The organism is Nostoc sp. C96, from assembly GCF_059384975.1.
Genome location: NZ_CM182020.1, coordinates 86,719 through 109,816, shown reverse-complemented (window position 1 = coordinate 109,816; position 23,098 = coordinate 86,719). Strand labels below are relative to the sequence as shown.

At 39.5% G+C, this 23,098-nt stretch carries 20 protein-coding genes; 8 read left to right on the top strand and 12 right to left on the bottom strand.

Going from position 1 to position 23,098, the window contains the following annotated elements; all coding sequences use genetic code 11:
• Positions 1-4: 4 nt before the first annotated feature.
• The 3 genes from AC504W_RS00470 to AC504W_RS00460 all read right to left on the bottom strand — a co-directional run bounded on the left by AC504W_RS00470 (position 5) and on the right by AC504W_RS00460 (position 2,468).
• On the bottom strand, positions 5-1,036 hold the full coding sequence (locus AC504W_RS00470) for a zinc-dependent alcohol dehydrogenase (protein ID WP_494875670.1): 1,032 nt from the start codon (positions 1,034-1,036) through the stop codon (positions 5-7).
• Between the two features lie 121 nt (positions 1,037-1,157).
• Positions 1,158-1,343, bottom strand: a complete 186-nt coding sequence (locus AC504W_RS00465) for a hypothetical protein (RefSeq protein WP_096582175.1) — start codon at positions 1,341-1,343, stop codon at positions 1,158-1,160.
• A 57-nt stretch (positions 1,344-1,400) separates the two neighbouring features.
• Positions 1,401-2,468 carry a glycosyltransferase family 4 protein gene (locus AC504W_RS00460; protein ID WP_494875669.1) on the bottom strand — a complete coding sequence of 356 codons (1,068 nt, stop codon included), beginning with the start codon at positions 2,466-2,468 and terminating at the stop codon, positions 1,401-1,403.
• 460 nt (positions 2,469-2,928) lie between these two features.
• On the opposite strand from AC504W_RS00460, the gene xth reads away from it, so the two are divergent.
• On the top strand, positions 2,929-3,714 hold the full coding sequence (gene xth, locus AC504W_RS00455; RefSeq protein WP_494875668.1) for an exodeoxyribonuclease III: 786 nt from the start codon (positions 2,929-2,931) through the stop codon (positions 3,712-3,714).
• A 9-nt stretch (positions 3,715-3,723) separates the two neighbouring features.
• Here the strand turns inward: xth and AC504W_RS00450 are convergent, their stop codons facing one another.
• The 5 genes from AC504W_RS00450 to AC504W_RS00430 form a co-directional block, all read right to left on the bottom strand.
• Positions 3,724-5,931, bottom strand: a complete 2,208-nt coding sequence (locus AC504W_RS00450) for an EAL domain-containing protein (RefSeq protein ID WP_494875666.1) — start codon at positions 5,929-5,931, stop codon at positions 3,724-3,726.
• A gap of 194 nt (positions 5,932-6,125) precedes the next feature.
• Positions 6,126-7,634: a hybrid sensor histidine kinase/response regulator gene (locus AC504W_RS00445; RefSeq protein WP_494875664.1), complete on the bottom strand. Its 1,509-nt coding sequence runs from the start codon at positions 7,632-7,634 to the stop codon at positions 6,126-6,128.
• 8 nt (positions 7,635-7,642) lie between these two features.
• Entirely contained in the window at positions 7,643-9,937 is a 2,295-nt protein-coding gene (locus AC504W_RS00440; RefSeq protein WP_494875663.1) for a PAS domain-containing sensor histidine kinase, read from the bottom strand.
• 157 nt (positions 9,938-10,094) lie between these two features.
• Entirely contained in the window at positions 10,095-11,630 is a 1,536-nt protein-coding gene (locus AC504W_RS00435; protein ID WP_494875661.1) for a SagB/ThcOx family dehydrogenase, read from the bottom strand.
• A gap of 107 nt (positions 11,631-11,737) precedes the next feature.
• A complete protein-coding gene (locus AC504W_RS00430; RefSeq protein ID WP_494875660.1) occupies positions 11,738-12,637 on the bottom strand; it encodes a DUF4349 domain-containing protein in 900 nt (299 codons plus the stop codon).
• 186 nt (positions 12,638-12,823) lie between these two features.
• Here AC504W_RS00430 and AC504W_RS00425 point away from each other — a divergent pair, with 186 nt between their 5' ends.
• Together AC504W_RS00425 and ilvC are read left to right on the top strand one after the other, a co-directional pair.
• Entirely contained in the window at positions 12,824-13,288 is a 465-nt protein-coding gene (locus tag AC504W_RS00425; RefSeq protein ID WP_494875659.1) for a thermonuclease family protein, read from the top strand.
• A gap of 93 nt (positions 13,289-13,381) precedes the next feature.
• Positions 13,382-14,377, top strand: a complete 996-nt coding sequence (gene ilvC, locus AC504W_RS00420) for a ketol-acid reductoisomerase (RefSeq protein WP_096582157.1) — start codon at positions 13,382-13,384, stop codon at positions 14,375-14,377.
• A gap of 144 nt (positions 14,378-14,521) precedes the next feature.
• Here ilvC and AC504W_RS00415 read toward each other — a convergent pair whose 3' ends face one another.
• A complete protein-coding gene (locus AC504W_RS00415) occupies positions 14,522-14,731 on the bottom strand; it encodes a hypothetical protein (protein WP_494875658.1) in 210 nt (69 codons plus the stop codon).
• Positions 14,732-15,389: 658 nt separating this feature from the next.
• Here AC504W_RS00415 and AC504W_RS00410 point away from each other — a divergent pair.
• A complete protein-coding gene (locus tag AC504W_RS00410; protein ID WP_494875657.1) occupies positions 15,390-16,133 on the top strand; it encodes a hypothetical protein in 744 nt (247 codons plus the stop codon).
• Between the two features lie 15 nt (positions 16,134-16,148).
• Here the strand turns inward: AC504W_RS00410 and AC504W_RS00405 are convergent, their stop codons facing one another.
• Positions 16,149-17,792, bottom strand: coding sequence for an alpha/beta hydrolase (locus tag AC504W_RS00405; protein WP_494875656.1), 1,644 nt, complete (start codon positions 17,790-17,792; stop codon positions 16,149-16,151).
• A gap of 155 nt (positions 17,793-17,947) precedes the next feature.
• Here AC504W_RS00405 and AC504W_RS00400 point away from each other — a divergent pair.
• The 3 genes from AC504W_RS00400 (at position 17,948) to AC504W_RS00390 (ending at position 20,370) form a co-directional block, all read left to right on the top strand.
• Positions 17,948-18,633 (top strand): IS1 family transposase gene (locus AC504W_RS00400; protein ID WP_494873060.1). Its coding sequence is split into 2 segments (ribosomal slippage): positions 17,948-18,287 and positions 18,287-18,633, totalling 687 coding nucleotides; the frame shifts between segments, so codons are not numbered across the junction.
• A gap of 527 nt (positions 18,634-19,160) precedes the next feature.
• Complete coding sequence (locus tag AC504W_RS00395) at positions 19,161-19,367, top strand: hypothetical protein (protein WP_494875655.1); 207 nt, start codon at positions 19,161-19,163, stop codon at positions 19,365-19,367.
• 343 nt (positions 19,368-19,710) lie between these two features.
• Positions 19,711-20,370 (top strand): PEP-CTERM sorting domain-containing protein, encoded by a 660-nt coding sequence (locus AC504W_RS00390; protein WP_494875653.1) that lies wholly within the window; start codon positions 19,711-19,713, stop codon positions 20,368-20,370.
• A gap of 110 nt (positions 20,371-20,480) precedes the next feature.
• On the opposite strand, the gene AC504W_RS00385 is transcribed toward AC504W_RS00390, so the two are convergent.
• The gene (locus tag AC504W_RS00385) at positions 20,481-21,275 is read right to left on the bottom strand and encodes an HAD family hydrolase (protein WP_494875651.1); all 795 of its coding nucleotides are present in this window, start codon (positions 21,273-21,275) and stop codon (positions 20,481-20,483) included.
• 115 nt (positions 21,276-21,390) lie between these two features.
• Between AC504W_RS00385 and AC504W_RS00380 the strand changes: the two genes are divergently transcribed.
• A complete protein-coding gene (locus tag AC504W_RS00380; protein WP_187308028.1) occupies positions 21,391-22,182 on the top strand; it encodes a hypothetical protein in 792 nt (263 codons plus the stop codon).
• 115 nt (positions 22,183-22,297) lie between these two features.
• On the opposite strand, the gene AC504W_RS00375 is transcribed toward AC504W_RS00380, so the two are convergent.
• Positions 22,298-23,032 (bottom strand): DevA family ABC transporter ATP-binding protein, encoded by a 735-nt coding sequence (locus tag AC504W_RS00375; protein ID WP_494879506.1) that lies wholly within the window; start codon positions 23,030-23,032, stop codon positions 22,298-22,300.
• Positions 23,033-23,098 lie beyond the last annotated feature (66 nt).

The window sequence follows — 23,098 nt, the reverse complement described above, 5'->3', positions numbered from 1 at the left end:
AAATTCAGTCCTGAGTACAAACCATTGCTACTTTAATTACCTGACGCGCTTTCATATCCTGAAAAACTTGTTCTAAATCCTTTAAAGGTCGCCTTTCACTGATGAGTAATTCTAAAGGTATTTTGCGACTAGATATCATTGAAAGTGCCGATCGCACATATTTAGGTGTGTTGTGAAATACGCCTTTGATAGTAAGTTCGCTGTAGTGCAATTGTTCTGTATTCACGGTAATGGTCGTATCTCTGGGACAGCCGCCGAATAAGTTGACTGTTGCACCCGGACGGGCGCAGGCGATCGCAGTTTCCCATACACTAGGTATACCAGTGGCTTCAATCACCACATCTGCACCCCAGCCTTGGGTAAGTTCTTTCACCACACCAGGAATATCAGTCATTTGATGATAGTTAAATGTGTTGGCTGCGCCGAGTTTTTGACCAATTTCTAGCCTGTGGTCATTTCCGCCCCACAGTATTACTTCAGATGTATCAGCTAATGCGGCGACAAACATTAAACCAATCGCCCCATCTCCCAACACAACTACTTTATCTTTGGGTTTGATATGGGAACGGGCGACACCATGTAATACACAAGCTAATGGTTCTGTCATCGCCGCCAACTCAAAGGGCAATTCATCAGGAAGATGCAATAAATTATGCTGAACGATGGGTGCAGGAATTTTGAGGTATTCGGCAAATGTGCCATTATTCCAAGTCAAATTAGGGCATAAGGAATACTCTTGGCATTGACAAAAAAAGCATTTCATGCAGGGCGCAGAATTATTTGCCACGACGCGATCGCCTACTTGCCAATTGCTGACACCTGCACCCACCGCCACAATTATTCCGGCTGCTTCATGACCAAACAGCGTCGGTGGTTTCAACATCTTGGCATGACCACCACGCCGCCACACTTTCAAATCTGTACCACAAGTTGTCGCTGCACCCACTTGAATGACAACTTCACCAGCTGCTGGTGTGGGGTCAGCGACTTGCTCTAACCGTAAATCTTCCTGGCCATAAAGTAATGCTGCTAACAAGGCTTGTGACCCAATTCAAAAGCTCCACCTGATTTTATCAGGTGGAGACTTACATACTAAAATAGCCAAGCTTGTTTTACTTTTGAATTCTGACTTTTGAATTCTTTTGCAACCACAAGACTTAAGTATTGATCTTTGGTGGTGTCAGCACTCCTGTATTCCGGGTTTCTCCATTATTTAAGCGATTAACTGTTAACAGCGGTACTTCTTGTCGGCACGACAGGCAAAACCAATATAGTTCACCATGACGGACATGACGCAGTAGGGAACCACCGCAACATGGGCAATTGTTGGCTCGCATACTCATTCCAATGTCCTCCTTAAAATAAGATTGATGTTAAAACGCAGGTAAAAAGGTTGTAAATTATTGCCGAACTTTAGCGGCATGGATGTAACCGTTGAGGTTGATGCGATTTTTTATAATTTGTTTGTAGACTGCTTCGTAACTGTCTACCATTTGAGTAACGCTAAATTTGTTTTTGACGTGTTCTCTACAAGTGTGGCGATTTAGTTTCAAAGCTGCGGGAATCATGGCTGCCATTTCTTCATAGTTTTGGCAGATAAAACCTGTTTGACCTTGAACAATAACCTCCGGTACAGAACCTAAATTTATGGCAATTACTGGTGTACCAGTGGCCATTGATTCAATCATCACCAAACCAAAAGGTTCTTGCCAAGAAATAGGGAAAAGAGTAATTGCAGCATTGCCGAGAAGTTCAGCTTTTGCGGTGTGGTTAATTTCACCGAGATATTCAATTTGCTGACCATCTATTTGAGGGGCAATCTCTTGTTCAAAAAACTTCGAGTCGGCTACATCAACTTTTCCGGCCATTTTTAAGCGCCAGCCAGTTTGCTTCGCAATTGCGATCGCTTGGTGTGGCCCTTTTTCGGGAGAAAAACGTCCCAAGAATGCCAAATATGGCGGTTCTTTTGGTTGGGCTATAAACGGATAATCTGTAAGCTGAATTCCGTTATAGACGGTGGCAACATAATTTAAATTAATTTGCCTTTGGGCATTACTAATGCTGACGTACGCTTGCTTTTGGTGATGACTGTATACGTTAATGTTATCTTTTGTAAAATTGCCGTGCAGAGTATGCACACTGGGAGTGGAAACCAAACTCGCCAAGGCTAATGCCGCAATTCCCACATGAGAATGAATGATATCGAATTCCGCAGCTTGTTGATAAGCTTGGCTCAGTTCTAACATTTCATACACTGCATACTCTTTGACATCACTGTCTAAACGTAAAGCGCGTGGATAAATTGCTGCTAAACGAGCCAGAGTTTGTGAATCTCCAGAAGCAAATAAAGTTACTTCATGGCCGCGACGCACTAATTCATCGGTCAAGCGACTCACTACCAGTTCAATTCCCCCATAATTTGGAGGTGGAACTTGTTCCCATAAGGGGGCTACCTGAGCGATTTTCATAAGTTGTTTTGGTTCGGACTCTAAGAAAGTCTTTTTGTAAAGATTAGTAAAATCTTTTCTAGAAGACAAAGCATTTTTACTGACTCTTTTAAGATTTCAATTAACTTAACTGACTCTGAAGAGTGCAACATTAGTTAACAGTAATGTCCAAGTCTACCAATACATTTAAGACCATTTACTATGTTGTAGACACTAAGTGCCTACCCCTATAAAATATAGCTCACCTTCATTGAATTTCATCTATCTTGGGGATCAGAATTAACTAGACTATTTTGTAGCAGAACTTACAAAAATGCAGATTTTGTAGCCGGAAATACTAAAAATACTAGCCGGGATCAATTTTATAGAAATGTCAAACTGTACAAAAATAGGCAATTGCGAGGATCATTAACATAAAGATTAAATAATACTAAAATTTTGATAATTGAGAATATCACGCATTAATTCGATAAATAACTAAATGAAAATTGTTACTTGGAATGTTAATTCGATTCGCACTCGTCTAGAACAGGTGATCAATTGGTTGAGTGAGAATCCTGTAGATGTGCTTTGTTTGCAAGAGACGAAAGTCATAGATGCCGACTTTCCGCGATCGCCCTTTACAGAATTAGGCTATCACCTCTACATATCAGGACAAAAAGCTTATAACGGTGTAGCTCTAATCTCCCGTCAACCATTAACAGATGTTTCATCTGGATTCACCGCCATATTGCCTCACTTAGAACCAGAATGGGATGAGCAGAAACGCGTAATTACAGGTGTGATTGATGGCATTCAGATTGTAAATTTATATGTGCCTAACGGTTCTGCAATTGGCAGTGAAAAATATGAATTTAAGTTACGCTGGTTGACTATTTTACGGGAGTATTTACAATTTCTGCTTAAATCTCAACCAGCCATTTGCATCTGTGGCGACTTCAATATTGCGCTGGAATCGATAGATATTCACGACAAAGTAAATCCAGAAAACCACATTATGGCATCACAGACAGAACGCCAAGCCTTACGAGATATTCTGGAATTAGGCTTTGCCGATGCTTTTCGCAAATTTACTACTGAAGGTGGTCATTATAGTTGGTGGGATTATCGCACAGCCGCCTTTCGCCGCAACTTGGGTTGGCGAATTGACCATCACTATCTCACACCAGTTTTGTATGAGCGTGCCAAAAGTTGCATCATTGATGTTAACCCCAGAAAATTGACCCAACCCAGCGACCACACACCAGTGATTGTGGAAATTGAGTAAACTAAACAGTTATGCTTCACAGTTCATCTGCACTATACAATTTCTGCCTTGGGCTTTTGCCTGATAGAGTCCTTGATCAGCAGCAGCAATTAAAGTCGCTGGGGATGATTGACTATCGGGAATAATGGTTGCGACACCTAAACTGAGAGTGATGATTTGATTTACCTGAGAATTTGGTTGTAGCAATTGCAATGCACGGATATTATTTTGAATTTCTGTAGCAACGGCGATCGCACCTTCAGCATCTGTATTGGGCAAAATGACGGCAAATTCTTCACCACCATACCGAGCAACTAAATCCGCAGGGCGTTTCACAGTCATGGAAATTGCCTGGGCTACCTGTCTGAGAACATCATCTCCTGCTAGGTGTCCATAGGTATCGTTATACAACTTAAAACAATCGACATCACACAAAATTAAGGATAAACAGGCTTGTTCCCTGGCTAATCTTTGCCACTCGGTGTTGAGTGTGTCGTCAAAGCAGCGCCGATTTGCCACTTGGGTTAAACCATCAGAAGCAGCAAGGCGCTGTAATTCTTGGTTTGCTTGTTGTAATTGATGGTATAGTTCCGACTGGTGAATAGCGATCGCAGCTTGTCCGGCTAACTGGTTAAATAAGTTAATTTCTGATTGCTGCCATTGTCTGGTGCTACTACATTGATGAGCAATTAATAATCCCCATAAACGCTCTTGTTGCAAAATCGGTACGACCAAGTTTGCCCGAATTTGTAAACTCTGCAATAGTTCAATATGACAAGGCGATAGCGCTGCGGTTTCAATATTTTCCATAGCTCTTGTATTGCCCTGTTGGTAGTAATCTGCGCGAGTGGACTGAAAGCATGTATCCATCACATTAAATCCGAGAATGGATATACACCCAGGTGCTAAGGACTCTACAGCTACTAAACCACTCCAGTCTGGCTCAAACTGATAAATTACCACGCGGTCTACAACAAATAGTTGTCGGACTTCATCGGCTGTGGTTTGCAAAATCTCGTCTAATTCTAAAGATTGTCGGATACGCTGGGTAACAGCAGCAACAATCCGTTCGGAGTCACTTTGGTGTTGCACTTGTTGCTGGATTGGTTGCTCGGTTGCCGATGCTAAAGTTAAAGCGATCGCCTCAAAATGTGGAGTGTGAGTCACAGGTACAGGATCAGGTTGAGCGATTAAATAGCCTTGAGCAAAGGTTGCACCTTTTTCTCGTAGCCAGTTCAGTTCTTCAATGGACTCAATTCCTTCCGCAACTGTCAGGATGTTTAACTTGTGGGCAATCTCGATAATTTTCTCGGTAATTGAGGCTTTGTACAAATCTTGATGCACATCTCGAATTAACTCTATGTCTAACTTAATAAAGTCGGGACGTAACTGGTGCAATAAGTTTAAACCGGAATAACCAGAGCCAAGGTCATCCAGGGCAACTAAAAACCCCCTATCTCGATAGTATTGCAACACCGCCTGGAGATGGGCTAAATCTTGTGGATTGTCTGACTCTACAACTTCAAAGACAACCTGATCGTGAGCAATACCTGCTTGATCAATTGCTTCGACTGTACTACGTAGACAAGAAGCGGGGTCATAAAGTGCTGTTGGTGTAAAATTGACGAAGATTTTCCCGTTGACTTGATGACGGCTAAATTGAGCTATTGTACTCAGGCGAGCGAGTCGGTCGAGTTGTGGTAACAGTCCGGCTTCCGTAGCTAATTCCAAGATTGGCCCTGGTGATAATAAATTACCTTCTTCATCTAGCCCTCGTAATAGCGATTCATAACCATAAATTTCGGATGTATTTTGAATTGAGACGATGGGTTGAAAGTGTGTAGTAAATCGTTCCTTTGCCAGCATATTTACTAGCCACTCAGATTGATTGAATGTAATGAAGCGTTGCAATGAGGCAATGTCACTAAAATCTTGCAGTTGTGGTTGAAGTGCGCCACGAATAAACAAGACTTGCGTTTCTTTTAATTCTCTTGGTGCTAAAAGTTGGGCTAAGTTGTAGGCAATTTCTTGAGCTTGTCCGGGTTTACACTCTAAACTTAGCCCTGGACGCTCTTGCATCAGTTCATACTTCAGCGCAAACTGCCGCAGATAGGTTGTAACTTTTGTGAGGGTATGAGGAATGGGAAACCAGAGAAAAAGTCTGCCTGCTTCCTTCGTTTGGCAGCGTGCAAGATGGCGACAAGCACAAGTCTTGGAAGTAGGAGATTTCTCGCTCATAGGTAATACTTTGCTGATCCGACTTATTTTAATGTTCCCAATCGTCTGAAATTAAAAGATAAATTGCTCTTCAAATACATGAAGATTTGGTAATTTTCAGGTAATATATTTCAGTTAAAAAATTTATTCTGTGGAGACAAGGTAATAGGGAACAAAAAGTTAGACAGAATTCAATTCTAACTTCTAAATTGTAACTACTGAATTTTGTTTGGATAATTTAACGGCAAAGTAATTGTGAATGTACTACCAACACCAGCTTGACTGTTGATACTGATTTGGCCTTGATGTGCTTCTACACACTTTTTCACGATCACTAATCCTAGTCCTGTACCTGGAATGGATTGTACATTAGAAGCTCGGTAAAATGATTCAAAAAGTCGAATTTGGTCGGCTTCCGGGATACCAATTCCGTGGTCTTGAATGCGGAAAATAGCTACTTTATCAATTAGGTCACAAGTTAAATCAAATGAAATGATACCACTTGCTGGAGAGTATTTTACAGCGTTATTGAGCAAATTCGTAAATATGTAACGTAACAGTTGCTCATCCATGCACGCCTCTGTGCGATCGCTATGACATTTAAAAATAATTTCTGCGCCTCTAGGATTAATGGTGGTAAATTCGGCAAGCAATTCTTGACAAAATTCTTGCAAATTTATAAAACTAGGATGACACTCCAATTTACCTGCATCTGATTTACCCATAAACAGCACATCTTCCATAAGTTGTTTCATGGATTGCACTGCACTATTAATTCGTTTTAAATAGGTCTTTCTTTTCTCTATAGTTAAATTTTCTCCTTGCAGTTCAATCAATTCAACTGATGATTGAATCACACTTAAAGGATTACGAAATTCATGCGAAACAGTCGAAATAAATAGAGATTTAAGTTGATTAACTTCTCGCTCTTTATGCAATGCTTGTTCAAGTAATTGCGCTTGTCTTCGTTCGCTGAGATCCCAAAAAACAACTACTACACCATTTATCTGTCCAGGCTGCCGCATAATGGGAGAAGCACTATCACCAATGGGAACTCTAGAACCATTTTTCGTAATCAGTGATGTAAAGTCATTTAAATATATCACCTGTCGCTCTCTGAGAACTTTTGCTACAGGGTTTTCTAAAGAAGTTTCTGTAACTTCATCAACTAGCTGAAAAATTTTAGATACATCTTTCCCCAAAGCATCTGCTTGCTTCCAACCAGTTAGCGACTCTGCTGCTGGGTTGACAAATGTCACCATTCCTTGTTCATTTGTGGCAATAACAGCATCACTCATTGAGTTTAAAAGTGTAGCTAATCGGTCTCGATTTTCGCGTAAATCCCGTTCTAATGCGTGTTTTAATAAGCCAATTTCAATGGCTATCCGCAAATCTTTAGGAGTGAAGGGTTTAATGACATATCCAAATGGTTGCGTAGTTTTCGCACGTTGTACTGTATTATCATCGCCATAAGCAGTCAGAAATATTACTGGGATATCTAACTGCTCACGAATCTGAGATGCTGCTGTAATGCCATCCATCTCACCTTTTAAGATGACATCCATTAAAACTAATTCAGGTTTGCCTTCTAAGGCTTTAGCAATGGCAACTTGGCCGGAAGAAGCTGTTCCAATTACTGTATATCCTAGTTGATTCAGTTGGTTAGCAATGGTTCTGGCAACTATAACTTCATCTTCTACGACTAAAATTCTCACTTGCTCCATTGGAAATATTACTGCAAAATGAACTGGGGAAATTTAATTGTAAACTTTGTACCATGATGACGTTCTAAAGTCATGCTGCCTTCAAGCTGTTCTGTAACTAAGTCATAAACTAAAGATAAACCTAAAGAACTACTATTATTCCAATCTAAATCATTGGGTATCCCAACACCATTGTCTTGAATAGACATTTCGATCTGATCCTGAATATTCTGTAATGTAATAGTTATACTTCCCTCCTCCTCATTGGGAAAAGCATGTTTGAGACAGTTAGAAATTAATTCATTAATAATCAAACCACAAGCGATCGCTTGATCAACATTCAGGCTAACTGCGGCAATATTAGTTTTTAAGTCAATTCTTTCTAACCCGATTTGGTAAGAAATTAAAATACTAGTTGCTAAAGTCTGGATATAGTCAACTACATCTAATTCCCCAATATTCGGTGATGTATATAAATTTTTATGAATTAATGAGATAGAATCAATCCGATTTTGACTATCTTGAAAAACTCTAATTACTTCTGGGTCTTTGAGAGTTTGAGATTGGAGTTGTAATAAACTTGAGACAATTTGCAAGTTATTCTTGACGCGATGATGTACTTCTTTCAAAAGAATTTCTTTTTCAGCTAAGGCGCTTCTCAGTTGCTTTTCGGCTTTTTGTCGTTCGACTAATTCTGTTTGAGCTTGTTGAAATATACTAGATTTTTGAATAGCGATCGCAATTGTCACTGAAAGTTGATCAAGCAAGTCTAACTGATTTTCTTCCCATTCCCGTGGACTAGAACATTGATGCGCCACCAGTAAACCCCAAAGGCGAGAGCCAATGTTTTCGCCACCTAATTCTAATAAAATAGGTACAACTAAATTAGCTTTGACTTCAAATTGTTCTAATAGATGAATATGACAATTCGTAAGTCCAGCTTGGTAGATATCGGCGATCGCGCGTTTTCGCCCTTGATGATAATCTACTCCTCTTCCTGTCTGAAAACAAGTATCTTCTATTTGTACACCTAAAGATACTTTCCACCCAGATTCTACCGATTCTGCTACGACTTTACCACTCATATCAGGGGCAAATTGATAAACAATTACTCGCTCGACTTGTAGCAAATGTCTTACTTCTTGAACTGTAGCGTCAAGAATATCTTGCAAATTTAAAGATTGATGAATTCTCTGCACCACAGTTCGCATTAATTGTTCTCTTTCTAACTGAGTTTTTAATGCCCTCTCAGTTTGCTTGCGATATGTGATATCCTGCCCGATACCCATGATTTGTTTATTAGGAAGTCTAATATTAGTCCAAGATGTATCAACAATTCGACCATCTCTCACTTTAGTTTTAAAATCATCCCAAGTTTGGTCTGCTGACTGCACAAAATTAATTACATATTGACGGTCTTCAGCATTAGGATATATTGATGTGAGCAAATCACAACTTGGAAAATCTTCCAGCTTCCACCCAATAATTTTCTCCCATTCTTGATTCACCCATTCTAATTGACCTGCTGGATTAATCAAGGCAATCATTAATGGAATGCGCTCAAAAATACTTTGCAGAAATTCATTTTGCTCTTTGAGGTGTGTTTCTGTATTCTTGTGTTCGGTGATATCAGACAATACAGATAAAATCGCTGACTCACCATTAAATACTAAATGCTGAAGTGAAGCAATAGCCCAAAATGTACTTCCGTCTGCTCTTTTGAGCATAATTTCATAATTATGTAATGAGCCTTGCTCCTCTAATTCTGTTAATAGGTTTTGAGATTCATTTATATCATGATAGATATCTGTAACTGGACAATTTATTATATCCAATGACTCGCATCGAAATGCTTTGAAAAACTCTTGATTAGCATTTAAAATTAAACCATCAGATAATCTAGAAATCATTAAAGGGGCAGGAATTCTTTCTGCAACGGCTCGAAACATTGCTTCACTTGCTAGAAGATTATCCTCTATTGCTTTACGCTCTGTGATGTCTTGGATATAAACTAAATGAGAGTTTTTATGCTCATATTCTATAGCATAAGTTACGGTTTCAACATCAATATATTTGCCATCTTGACAACAATGCCGACATTGATGATGAAAATTTAAATCATACTGATAATTAGACAAGTTTTCTAATAAAGCAGGCAAATGTTCTACATGGTATAAGTCAGTAATTTGCATTTGCAGAAATTGTACTTTTGAATAACCATATTTACTAATTGCTGCTTCATTGACATTGAGAAATTTAAGAGTTTCTCTATCGTAGATCCAAATCGGAGAAGGATTATTAGTAAATAAGAATTCATTATTCATATATTTATTAATATTTTTTAGACTAAATTAGTTACATTCATAAATTGCTGTTTTAAACGTTTTCTCAGAAAAATATTCTGTTTTATATTCTTAATAAAACTAAACAAGAGAACACAGAGATGACTAAAAATTTCTCTCTGTGTTGGTAGAGTTTGTTTTATCTTGGTTTTCCCAACGTAGTGATGTAGATGACAGCCTCATCAATAGGAATACCTAACACTTCGTTTACTTGGTCGTCAAAGAAGCCACCAATACCACTAACACCTAAATTAAGATTAACTGCGGCTAAGTTTAAGCGTTGACCTAAATGCCCAGCATCCATGTGTAAATAACGATAAACGCGATCGCCGTACTGAGCAATGGCAGCTTTGAGATCTGCGGTATGAAAAACAACTGCGGCGGCATCTCTGCCTAAATCTTGGCCCAAACACAGAAAGTGTAACTCGCGGCGGAAGTTTTTAAACCGAATTTGGCGTAACTCTTGAGCTTTGGGTGCGTAATAATAACAGCCAGATTCCAAACCTTTGACACCACTGACAGCAATAAATGTTTCAATTAAGTTGAGGTCAAAGTAATCGGGAGTCCGGTCAAGGTGTTGCTCAATGTAATTTTGGGGTTGGTAAGTGAAATCAAGTAAAGCTTTGAGTTCATCAAAGGTTAAATCATCACCACTGTAAGCACGGGTAGAACGGCGTTTATGGATGGTTAATTCCAAATTGAAGAGATTTTCGCCCCACTCTATTGGTGTGGTAGCAGTGGGAATTTTCAGACAGAAGGGAAAATTATATTTATCTTCCAAAGACTTTTCTTGTTTGACGGCGGGTAAATTCAGTTTGCCTGTGACACCTGGCTGAATTTGGGTGTGACGATGGAAATATTTCAGCAATTCGCCGTCAGGGACATGGGGATAGTTAGTTTCTGTAGCTGAAGGTAAAGCCGTACATCCTGTAGACAAATTTTGTTTGATATCTAATAAGTCTGCCAGAGCGAGGACAGCGATCGCACCTTCTTGTTGTGGGTCAATATATAACAAGTCATTGACCGCATCATCGATAAAACCACCAATCAAGTGTGGGCGATAATCAGTAATAGCGCTCGCTAACTCAATATTTCCCAAAAGATGGCCTGTATCGAGAAAAATTCGCCGATAAGCTCGATCTTCATAGCGCCAAGCTGAACGATAAAAAACCCCAGTCACCACAATTGCCAATTGGGTACCTTCTAAAGCGGGGTGCCAGAAACAAGCATCTTGTAAAGCTTGCCACACATCATTCTCCCAATACAACATCAGTGAATGAGTACGACACTGATAGTTATAAAGTCCTGCTGGTAAGAACGGCGTACCGCGAGATACTATATACACCTCAGCCGGATATAACCCGCCAGCGCTGGGTGCGGAACGCAAATACACCGCACTTCCCATAGAAGGCATTCTCGCCGTTAATCCGTAGCTGCGAAACAGTAACCGAGATAGCCTTTGCCACCATTGAGCATCTTCTTGTTGAGCAGCAAGGGGTTCTAATGATTCTTGCAGGTAAGGTTTAAGATCAAAAGCCGAGCCAATTTTATACTCTTTAAAAGGTACTGGCTGTTTAGCCCAGTCTAGCCTTTGGTTTTTTGAGGCTAGGGTATCAGGGTCATATTTAGTACGTTCGTGGTAGTGCTGTGCAATAGATTGGTGTATTTCTGGCATAGTACTTTCAATACCCTAGGGCTTTCTTTTTTGATCTTGGCATTCATCTGGCTCATTATTTCGTGTTAATCGGTACAATCCTCTTAAAGAGTCAACACTCAAAGCTCTTAATTTCTAGTTTCTTGGGGTCTATGGGTGCGCCGCCAACGAATAACGCCGTAAACACCCGCCGCCAAAATCAACAAATAAGGTGTGTAAACTATTAACCATATACCCAACTTTAATAAACCAATGGTAAACCCGCCTAAAGATTGGGTAGACTTGTTCCAAGTTTCCTGAATTTGTGAACCTACCGCGCGTTGGGGACTAGCACTAGATACAGCTGCTTCGAGGTTTAGCGTAATGGTGGAATAGGCAACTTGATTTTGTAAGTTTTTGAGTTGAGCATCAATTTGCTCGATAGATTGCCGGACTTGACTAAGTTCTTGAGCCACACTTAACACATCTCGTACAGAGCCAGCCCGATCCATAATTTTTTGTAAATTAGCTTCAGTTTTACGCAGATTAGTTAATCTAGCTTGGAAATCTACCAAGCGATCGCCTACATCTTCTGCTGTAATACTACGACTTTCTATTGTACCTAATTTAGCTAGTTCTTCTAATGTTGGTTCCAATAAGTTTTGGGGAACTCGCAGTTGGATAGATGCAGTATGACGTGAGTTTTCTTGAGTTGGTTGGCGTTCGTTTAACCCAATTAAATCACCTTGTTGTTTGGCGATAATTTGTGAAACTGCATCAATACTTTGCTCCACAGAGTTCACAACTATTTTTATTGCTGCCTTTTTAATTAATTGAGGACGCGCACGGAGTACTGACGCAGCTTCTACTTTTTGGGCAACATTACCTGTAATATCAGCGGCTGGTGCAGCTTGGTTTTGCTCTGCCAGTGGCGGCAATGATTTGGTAGATAAATTATTTTGTGCAGCACAACTAGTGAAAACAACTCCTCCTAGCAAAGCACTCATAAATAAGGCAGATTTGCGGGGTAGTGGCAGAGAAAAATTCATAATCTCACCGGGGATGGATGGAATTAATCTCAGTATTGCCGAGGAAAGTTTTTAAGTTAGATATTGTTGCGATTTATGTAACAACTATTTTGTCAAATTTGTGTATGTGAGATAAATCACAGGAACTACCAGATTACTGAAATAGACTCAAGGTTGCGGTGTAAAAAAATACCCATTTTAAAAAATATGAATTTAATAGAGCTACTTTTAGTTTTGGCGACAGTAGTTGGAGTCGGAGATAGCAATATAATTCGCGTCAAAAACGATACAGGACAAATTCAGACAGTCAAACTGGCTTGTGTTAATTTACCGAATGCAAGACAAAAACCTGATAGTTCAGCCGCAACGCAGAAACTCAAACAACTATTACCAACAGGTAATGCGATAGTGATTAGAAGAGTTACAGAAGATGAAGGCGATCGCATTACTGGCGAAATATTTGTCGATAATCAGTCAGTCAATCTCCGCTTAGTTGCCGAAGGTAATGCTGTTGTTGATCAAGATTCTATCTACAACTGCCAAGAAACTAAAACTCAATATTTAATCGCTCAAGCCAATGCTAAAAATAAACGACTAGGAATATGGCAGCAAATTAATCCAGGTACAAAGAAACAAGTCCCAAGATCATCATCGATAACAGAGAAATTTTGATGTTTCTTAGCTTATCTTTAGTTACACAATTTAAGGTAAGATCAAAAACCTGCCTATAAATAATTGTGATGCTTGCTGACAGGAGATGCTTCTATGGCCCGGATGTACTATGACGAAGATGCCAATTTAGACCTTTTGGCTGGAAAAACTATTGCTATTATCGGCTATGGTTCCCAAGGTCATGCTCATGCCCTGAATTTAAAAGATAGCGGTTTGAATGTGATTGTCGGGCTATATCCAGGAAGCAAGTCAGCACAAAAAGCCGAAGCCGCTGGCTTAACCGTGAAAAATGTTGCAGATGCAGCTAAAGCCGCTGACTTCATCATGATTTTGTTACCCGATGAAGTACAAAAAACAGTTTACAAAAACGAAATTGAACCTAATTTAGAAGCTGGAAATGTAGTGGCTTTTGCCCACGGCTTTAACATTCATTTTGGGCAAGTTGTCCCACCTGCTGAGGTAGATGTGGTGATGGTAGCGCCCAAAGGCCCTGGTCATTTAGTGCGCCGGACTTATGAACAAGGACAAGGCGTACCTGCGTTGTTTGCTGTTTATCAAAATGCTAGTGGTCAGGCACGCGATCGCGCAATGGCTTACGCTAGAGGTATCGGTGGCACACGTGCGGGCATTCTCGAAACCACTTTCCGCGAAGAAACTGAAACCGATTTGTTTGGGGAACAAGCAGTATTATGTGGCGGTTTGAGCGCCTTAATCAAAGCTGGTTTTGAAACCTTAGTCGAAGCTGGTTATCAACCAGAATTAGCTTATTTTGAATGTCTGCACGAAGTTAAATTGATTGTTGACTTGGTTGTAGAAGGTGGTTTAGCCACAATGCGCGATAGCATTTCCAACACTGCAGAATATGGCGACTATACCCGTGGCCCTAGAGTTGTCAACGAACAAACCAAAGCGGAAATGCGGAAAATTCTCCGCGAAATTCAATCAGGACAATTTGCTCGTGAATTCGTTTTAGAGAACCAATCTGGTAAACCTGGATTTACGGCAATGCGTCGTCAAGAAGCCGAACACCCCATTGAAGTAGTCGGTAAAGACCTACGGGCAATGTTTAGCTGGTTGAAAAAAGTTTAATTTAGTTTCACATCGGCAATTTTTCATGGTAGAGACGCAATCAACAGCGTCTCTCTACCTACACCAGATTGCAAGTCAAACAAAAGCAGAAACTCAAAGCTGTTCAGCCTTGTTCACTGCTGTAAATCCAAGATTCTGACAAATTCAATCATCCAACAAACTCATCAAGGCTTGCATTTCTGGGTCTTGTGCCTCAGATAGCTGACGACGCAAATTTGATATTTGATTGTTTAATGCTTCAGATGTATAAAGCATCTGTGATTCCTGGGCGATTTTTAATTGACTTTCCTTAATTCTGATTTTTCTAAGCAGGTCATCAACAGCATAGATTGAATCATAATCTTGAGAAATCATAGCCTTAAATTTATGGAAAATTTTCAGTGGTCAAGCTAAACTTTGCATTGCCTGAAATTATATATGTTTTGGCAGCAGGCTGATCATGAGGTTGATTAAATTTAATGAACTTTGCATCTTCTCTAGAGCGATCGCCTCAACACTGATAAAATCAGAATCACAGAATATCTCGTATTCCACGTATAGGTTTTTACATAAACTTTACACAAACTTCCCTCGTAGAGATATAGCAACGAAAAACTAGGATTTTGTTTGTATAACTGCGATTTCCCCTCATCAGCAATATGATCTGTGTGATTTACTTAAGTAAATTCCTACAAGTATTTGTAAAAAATACATGAATTTACTAGAACACTATTGCTTTTTTTCAAAGCCATTATTTATATTAACTATAGACTGTTAATCATTACTTTATTATTCATCAAAGTTTCATCTTTTAAAGCTCGAAGTCCACGTAGCTCTATAAATTTTATTTCTCAAATCACCTCAATTCCTGTATCTAACTTCAGATTGAAATAGGGATATGGTCAATATTTCAGAGGGGCAATATTTTGCATCTCTACAGTAATTGCTATTTTGCAAGTATTGTTGAACTTAGCCAAGTTTCAACTAAATTCTTGTTGCCAAAATTATAAAGTCCAACAAAAAAGAGAAGAATATGCAAGACATTCTAGAATATATTAAACAACAAGAAAAAAAATTCTCCCAATTACCTTTTTTTCAATTCCTAACAAATAGCAACATTGACCCTCATCAGCGATTAGTTTGGTTCCCTTGTCTGGCACATTTTGCCATGAGTTTTAAAGATTTGAATAATGACATACTTCAAAATAGTGTGAGTGATCATCCGCTACAAAAATTGATTAATCAGCACGCAATTGAAGATGGTAGTCACTGGAAATGGTATCTCAAAGATTTAGAATCACTAGAGATTGATCAGGTAATGCGATTCAGTGATTTTCTCAAGTTCGTTTGGAGTGAGAAAACAATTAAAACTCGCCGTCTTTCTAATAATTTAGTAGCAATGTGTCGTTATGAAACTGACATAGCACTAAAAATAGTAATTATTGCAGCAATTGAAGCCACAGGAAGTAAGGCACAGCAGGCAATGGCACAGGTCGGTGAAGAATTAAGAGCCAAAACCAATAAAAAGTACTTCTATGTTAGTCCACACCATTTAAATGTAGAAAATGCACATTTTCAATTTGCATTAGAAGATAACAATAGTGAAAGTTGTCTGGTCAATATTGAATTGAATGCAGAGCAGAAAGCTAAAGCATTAGTGTTAATTGACTATGTTTTTGATAGCTTTACTGAATGTATGGATGGGTTAATGCAATTTGCCAGTCAACATAAATTTAAAGAATTGGTCGCTAGACCTAAATATGCTTTACATAAATAGAATTTGCTATTTAGACTAGTTTGATTTTTTGTCTGTGCCATTTTTTAAGGCTTGCGCTAATTGCTCTGTACTCAAGGAACTTAACAGAGTCATATTAAGTGGAGCTTGACTAATATATTGAGTATATGCTGGCTGCAAATAGGGGCGATATTCATCATTATTTAAGAGATTAGTTTCCATAAAAGCTACACTTAGGGCTTTCAAGTAAGAATAAACTGGAGCAGGATCTGGCCCTAATAAGCCAGATGGTACAGGCAAAACATTATTTTCTGGAGTTGACTCTTGTAAAGCGGAAAAATGGGTAGCATTCTCAATTAACACTAAATATTTGTTAGGTTCAGCCAGCCAAGTAAAGGGGCGAATTTGTTCTGGGATTGCGGGGGCGAAAATATCTTGGCTACCTGTGACTAACATCGCGGGAATTTTGATTTGACTGATACCAGTTTCACCCAAGACAGAACTGTTAATGGGATTAATGGCCATCACAGCCTTAATCCGCGGATCTTGTAGCGCATAATCTGTTGGTGGCAACTCAGCTGCTTGGCATTGCAACAATAGAGATAAATTCAATGATCTATTGGGATAACAATCCCGACGTAGCTGGGCAAAGTTCAGTTTTGCTCCTGCTAAAGTTAAAACTGTGTAGCCACCAAATGAATGTCCAATCAGTCCAACTTGCTGAAAGTTGAGTTTCCCTTTGAGGCTAGAATTGAATGTTTCTAAACGTTGGAGTTCATCAAGTACAAACTTGACATCTAATGGTCTGTCAATAAATTCTCTAGGTTGTGGTGGCCCGGCTAAACCGGCAAAGTATTGTTGAAAGCGTTCGGCATTACTACCAGGATGTTCCAATACAGCGACGGCAAAGCCATAGGAAACCAAATGTTGCGCTAAATAAGCTAAGGCATAGCGGTCTGAAGCTAAACCATGAGAAATCACAATTAAGGGAAAAGGTGTTGAGGATTTGGTTTGTGGTACATAAACATCTACTGGCAAACGACGATCGCGTTTAGCGTCATTTAACTCAAAGTAAAGTTTTTGAAACTGCAATTTTCCTGGCTGGCGTAAATCTGGCTTTTGGGAAAAATCTATGTTTGCGTTGCTGGTTTGGGCGATCGCTTGTTTTTGCAAATATGCCACAGCGGCATCTCTGTCTTTAAGTAATTCCGATAAATTATTGACTATCTTAACTCCTTCTTCAAAGTTTAATTTAATAGTTGGTGAAGGAAATTTACGTATAATGTTGACAACAGTCAAACCCTCCTTAGAGTCGGCTGCTGCTAAAATAAACGCAGCCCGCAGGGCATAAAAACCATTTTGACGAGATTCGGTGAGGATTAATTCTCCTAAACGTTTGACTACTTGTTCTCCTATAGGTGAATAAGTAAACTGTGATACTAAAGTAGGTGTGGCACTAAATCGCTGTTGTAGTAATTCTCGTAGTTGCGCCAGTTGTTGAGGTGTGGCACGCTGGGCATAGGTGTCCAACTCCCCAGTAATTTTACCTTCTTTGGCAAAGGCTTCTAACGCATCAGTAGATAAAGAAAATTCTCCAAACGGAGGATAAAATAAGCTAATGCGCTCGGCTCCCCAGCTAGGAGTAGCTGATAAAACTGTGGATAACAGCCCTAAACTTAGGTATTTCAGCAATTTTTTCATAAGTTATTGATAAATCCAGAATTATCAAGGTTATATGGGGATGCGATCGTTAATATAGAAGGTTTTGCAGGACAAAAGTTAAACCTCAAAAGAAATAATACTTCGGTGGTATTTCTGGCGTTGCATAATAGAGGGATGACTTGAGGGTATCTACTGTGCAATGTCCATACTGCGGATCTACGAAAATTCGTAAGAACGGAAAGCGAAGAAGTAAACAAAATCACATTTGCGTATCATGCGCTCGCCAATTTATTGATTTGTACGAGCCACCAAAAGGATATTCTGAGGAATTGAAACAAGAATGCTTAAAAATGTACCTTAACGGTATGGGTTTTCGTGGGATTGAACGAGTCAAAGGAGTACATCATACTACTATTATTTATTGGGTCAAACAATTGGGAGAGAAACTTCCGGACGTACCGAAAGAAGATGTAATTCCAGAAGTTGGAGAACTTGATGAATTAGAGACATTTGTTGGTTCAAAAAAAACAAAATTTGGTTATGGACAGCAGTAAATCACTTTACTCAAGGTATTTTAGCCTGGGTTTTGGGAGACCATAGTGCCGAAACTTTTGAGCCATTGTGGAAAATTGCTAAACAATGGAAAAGCTATTTTTATGTGACAGATGGCTGGAAAGTTTACCCAAGCTTTATTCCAGATGGAGACCAAATTGTCAGTAAAACATATATGACACGAGTTGAAAATGAAAACACTAGGCTTAGACATTATTTAGCACGCCTTCACCGAAAAACTTTATGCTATTCCAAGACAGAAGAAATGCTGAGATACTCGGTTAAATTATTACTTCATTATTTGAAGTATCAAACTGTACCTACATAAATCGATTCATCCCTTCATTCAGCAACGCCGTATTTCTGTCTTAAATATTGGCGTTATGTTCACCCTGACTCATACCGTTTCACTTTAAGTTTGATACAAATAGACCGCAGGGGAGGCAGCGCGTTGGGGAGACACTGCGTTGCGGAGGGAACCTCCGTTGTAGCAAGTGTCGGCGGGTTTCCCGACTTGTAGCGACTGGCGTGGGCAGGGGAGCAGAGGGGCGGAGGAGAAATTATTCGTATCATTTATTTAGTGAAATGTTGTCAGATATGTGTCTGTGGGAAGACTTTTGTGAAAAAACTATGTTTGCAGTCAAGCGATCGCACTGACTCTACATGTCATCAAGACAGCTATGACACAATCTCTAGGCACAAACACTAGATTAAGAAAGCACCTAAATCAAACTTTTTGCAGGCTATCTGAAATGACCATCCCTACCCCCCATCTCTACAGATAATCTTTGTGCTTAATTCCTGTGAGTATCATCAAATAGGCGCGATAATAGATATAGAACTCAAGTTAAACTCATGTCTACAGTTTCCTGCTCCAGTTGTGTCGTGCTTCTCAGCCAACAACAGGAACAAAATATTTCTTATCAACAGCAGTGCCAAGATGAGCCAGCCAACCACAGCAAGACTACTGCTAAAAATTCTACAGTGGTAAAAAATGGTCGAGTTGTTGTTGTCTCTGAGCCAGCACAACCCCAGGAGACTAATGAATCCAAAAACCCATAAAACAAGAGTTATAAATTTTGATATTTTTTGATATTAAAACGTTAGTCTTTACTAAAAAACTACAAAACTAAGTTTAATAGCCGTATTTTTGACTAATTCCTTAAATTTACCTTTACTAATTTGCTCTAAAATTACTCTGGGGCTTAAGCTATTACACTGAGACATACGTAAATTACATATCTTTCTTGGCTGGTTGTTAACTGCTTACTATTAACAGTTAACAATCAAAAAATATCATGAGTAATTTTGTAGTTTAAAAGTGCCATAGCTTAAGAAAAATACTTTCTAGAAAAGTAAATTTTTAGCTCAATTACCTAACTTCAACTACACCAGAGGCAGATAAATGAAAAGCTTATTTCTAGGACTGGGAGCAATTTTAGTTTTTGCTCCTAATGCTTATGCAGCAAGCTTTGTATATAACGAAGCTATTAACGGCGAATTGTCTGGTGACAGCTTAAACCCAACAGTATTGAATCTGTTAGATGGATCTAACCAGATTACTGGCTCAACCACTGGTAATCCAAATCTTGACAGAGATTTCTTTACCTTCACTATTCCTGTTGGTTATGAACTGAGTCGAATTAACTTAGCTAACTATGTTGGGCTAGATGGGGTAGGCTCCAATCAAGGATTTTTAGCTGTGCAAACAGGTTCTAGTATTGCACCTACAACTATCACTACTAACACACCGCCATTACTGGGTGCAGCTTTAATTGGTGCAGCATCTGGAACACAAGTTGGAAATAATGTCTTAGATGATTTGGGTGTAGCAGCATCAATTCAAGGAGCTACCTTTGTCGGTTTCCCTAATGGTAAACTTGGCGCTGGTACTTACACTTTCTGGATTCAGGAAACTGTTCAGGGGATACAGAACTACAATCTTGATTTTGTCGTTACCAAAGTTCCAGAGCCATCAACTATTTTAGGTATCGGTGCTGTGATGGGTTTGGGTAGTTTAATCAAAAGGAAGAAGCGTGGGCATAGCGCTACTGTAGATCAATAAAGTATCTCAATAGTTTGAGCATTAATTATCTGACAAATCCCCTAATTTAATTATGGGGATTTTCTGATGATCTGTTCCCTTTTGGCGATCGCAGAATTGATGATGCTGATTTAAATCTTGGGGACTGTTGACTTTAAAATATAACTAGCTAACTCACAAAATCCTGTGGCTTCAGCTGCACTCGTTACGTAAGTGGGTTGATATTGTAGCTGATTTGCATATTTCAGTACGTTAGCTACGCCCACAGAGACGGGAAACTGATGGCGAGCAAATAAACTTTCATCATTAGGGCTATCACCAACGGTCACAACTTGTTCGAGTGAGTAGTCAGGCCAATATGCTTGTAATACTTGCAATAAACCCACAGCCTTATCTTGACCTTGGGGTTTAATGTGACACTGTACTGTACTGTAAGTGAATCCCCAGCCCATCGATTGACAGAGATGACTTAAAGTTTGTAATTCCTGTAAAGTTAAGGCAGCTACATCAAATGTCCAATCTGTGAGGCGAAAGCGATTGTCAGCAGATTCTTGAATTTGAGGAAATTCCCTTTGTAATTCGGCAAAAGCTGCTGCTAATTGTTGGCGATGTAAGCTTAAGTCAGGAATAGAAGTTAAAGCAATGGGCTGTTCAGTACCATTGGGATAGAATATACCGCCATTTTCGGCGATCGCACCTGCAACTGGCATTAAGCTGCTAACTCCACTGACCCAACCAGCCGAACGTCCAGTAACAATTATTACCTTGATGTCAGATGCCGTTAAATCTTCTAAAACTTGCAACAAGGCAGCAGAAAATTTACCTTCCTTGGTCAGAGTACCATCCATATCCGTTGCAATCAGACGGATATTACTCCAGCAAGTAGAGGCAGCTTGAGATATTGGACTAAGATTCAAAATATACATTTTAACAGCGGTATGTACGTAGTTTATAAAAACCTGTTAAAAATACTAATAATACAGCAAGATGACATTAAGGATTTGGGCATTCTAAACAATGACAATTACAGTTATTGCCACCATGCTAAATCCTATATTTCTGGCGCAGTCTCCACCAGCAAAAACAAAAAAAGTAACTCAAAAACCACCAGCCAACGAACCTCAGCAGTCCCCACCCTTTTTATTAATTACCTCTGGAGGGCTGGCTGTCGTCGTGATTGGTTTGATTATATTTGGCAAAATTCAGATGGATAAATTAGAGAAAAAAATCAAATTTGAAAAATTCCGGGCCAGAGAACTAGAGAAAAAGTTTAAACTGGCGCTAGAAACTATCCGCAAAATGGAAGCTAACCCAGATTTGGTGAACTCACGAGACTTTAACCTAGATTATCTGCGGATGCGGATGTCTGAAGAAGTATTTCATTTTGCTATTCTGAATCAAATTAAAATCAGAGTCAAAGATAAAATTTCTCAAGCTTTGCGTCCCAACCAATCTCAACAAGGAACGGTGGGAATTGCCAATGGTGCAGGGCGACAGGTGGATGAGATTTTTGATGTCGAATATGAGAGTGGTACGCCGCCAAACATTGCGAAGCGGGTGTTGTTTCGTATTCAAATTAAGCTGATGAAGTTACCGACACAAGCTACCTCTACCACAATTAGCCAAATTATTGACTGTATCGAGACTTATCTGAGTCCGATGGACGATGAGGATACATGGCAACCGACAATTCAAGGTCGAATTGCCACTATGCACTGGGATCAAAAGGCTAAACCTACACCGTTACTGGTATTAGAACAATCAAATGATGGTGTAAATGTAACTTTCCGGACTAGCCGCCAAGGAAATGCGCCAAGTCCTCAAGCTAAATAGTTATGGCTGAAGGAGTGTAGCTATTTATAGAGATAGGAGAGGGGAAAAGAGAGTTTTTAAACGCGGAGTGGCGCTGAGGTAAACGCAGAGGTACGCTGAGTTTGTGCTATGGACTTTATGATTTTTCGCTCCATGCTCCAGAATCGTAGCTGACGACGGCGCTTTGGGAGTCACGAGCTAAAAGACCATCCTCCATTTCGACAATGCGATCGGCTATGTCTAAAATCCGATTGTCGTGTGTCACTAACAAAATGGAAGTACCTTGTTCTTTAGCTAGACGCTGCATGATTTCGACAACATCACGTCCTGATTGTTTATCTAAGGCTGCGGTTGGTTCGTCCGCTAATACTAGTGGCGGATTGTTAACTAGGGCGCGAGCGATCGCAATTCTTTGTTTTTGTCCACCAGAAAGATTATCTGGGTAGTAATTTACTCGGTTCTTTAAGCCAACAGCAGTTAGCATAGTTTCGGCTGTGGCGATCGCATCATTTTGACCAACTCTTTCATTCAATTCCACTGCCATCTGCACATTTTGCCTTGCAGTTAAAAATCCTAGCAAGTTGTGCGCCTGAAAAATATAGCCAATGTTTCGCCGAATTTGCACTAATTGATTTTGGCTAGAACCGAATAGTTCTACGCCCAAAAATTTTAAACTACCTTCTTGGACAGATCTTAAACCACCAATCAAACTGAGTAATGTTGTTTTGCCTGACCCAGAAGGCCCAGTCATAATTACAATTTCCCCCGGATAAATTTCCAGGTTAATATCAAATAAAATTTGTCTTTTTAGTGAACCTTTACCATAGTAATGATTTAGGTCTTTAATAGCAATTACAGGTTCTTGTCTCATAATAAATCCTGTGTTAGAAGGTAGTAATTTATTTCCGTAACTCTAGAGCCTGTCTGCAAATTATGA

Excerpts from the sequence above, each read along its gene's own strand:
- AC504W_RS00465 (WP_096582175.1), bottom strand. The coding sequence starts at position 1,343 with ATGAGTATGCGAGCCAACAATTGCCCATGTTGCGGTGGTTCCCTACTG.
- AC504W_RS00460 (WP_494875669.1), bottom strand. The coding sequence starts at position 2,468 with ATGAAAATCGCTCAGGTAGCCCCCTTATGGGAACAAGTTCCACCTCCA.
- xth (WP_494875668.1), top strand. The coding sequence starts at position 2,929 with ATGAAAATTGTTACTTGGAATGTTAATTCGATTCGCACTCGTCTAGAA.
- AC504W_RS00450 (WP_494875666.1), bottom strand. The coding sequence starts at position 5,931 with ATGAGCGAGAAATCTCCTACTTCCAAGACTTGTGCTTGTCGCCATCTT.
- AC504W_RS00445 (WP_494875664.1), bottom strand. The coding sequence starts at position 7,634 with ATGGAGCAAGTGAGAATTTTAGTCGTAGAAGATGAAGTTATAGTTGCC.
- AC504W_RS00440 (WP_494875663.1), bottom strand. The coding sequence starts at position 9,937 with ATGAATAATGAATTCTTATTTACTAATAATCCTTCTCCGATTTGGATC.
- AC504W_RS00435 (WP_494875661.1), bottom strand. The coding sequence starts at position 11,630 with ATGCCAGAAATACACCAATCTATTGCACAGCACTACCACGAACGTACT.
- AC504W_RS00430 (WP_494875660.1), bottom strand. The coding sequence starts at position 12,637 with ATGAATTTTTCTCTGCCACTACCCCGCAAATCTGCCTTATTTATGAGT.
- AC504W_RS00425 (WP_494875659.1), top strand. The coding sequence starts at position 12,824 with ATGAATTTAATAGAGCTACTTTTAGTTTTGGCGACAGTAGTTGGAGTC.
- ilvC (WP_096582157.1), top strand. The coding sequence starts at position 13,382 with ATGGCCCGGATGTACTATGACGAAGATGCCAATTTAGACCTTTTGGCT.
- AC504W_RS00415 (WP_494875658.1), bottom strand. The coding sequence starts at position 14,731 with ATGATTTCTCAAGATTATGATTCAATCTATGCTGTTGATGACCTGCTT.
- AC504W_RS00410 (WP_494875657.1), top strand. The coding sequence starts at position 15,390 with ATGCAAGACATTCTAGAATATATTAAACAACAAGAAAAAAAATTCTCC.
- AC504W_RS00405 (WP_494875656.1), bottom strand. The coding sequence starts at position 17,792 with ATGAAAAAATTGCTGAAATACCTAAGTTTAGGGCTGTTATCCACAGTT.
- AC504W_RS00395 (WP_494875655.1), top strand. The coding sequence starts at position 19,161 with ATGTCTACAGTTTCCTGCTCCAGTTGTGTCGTGCTTCTCAGCCAACAA.
- AC504W_RS00390 (WP_494875653.1), top strand. The coding sequence starts at position 19,711 with ATGAAAAGCTTATTTCTAGGACTGGGAGCAATTTTAGTTTTTGCTCCT.
- AC504W_RS00385 (WP_494875651.1), bottom strand. The coding sequence starts at position 21,275 with ATGTATATTTTGAATCTTAGTCCAATATCTCAAGCTGCCTCTACTTGC.
- AC504W_RS00380 (WP_187308028.1), top strand. The coding sequence starts at position 21,391 with ATGCTAAATCCTATATTTCTGGCGCAGTCTCCACCAGCAAAAACAAAA.
- AC504W_RS00375 (WP_494879506.1), bottom strand. The coding sequence starts at position 23,032 with ATGAGACAAGAACCTGTAATTGCTATTAAAGACCTAAATCATTACTAT.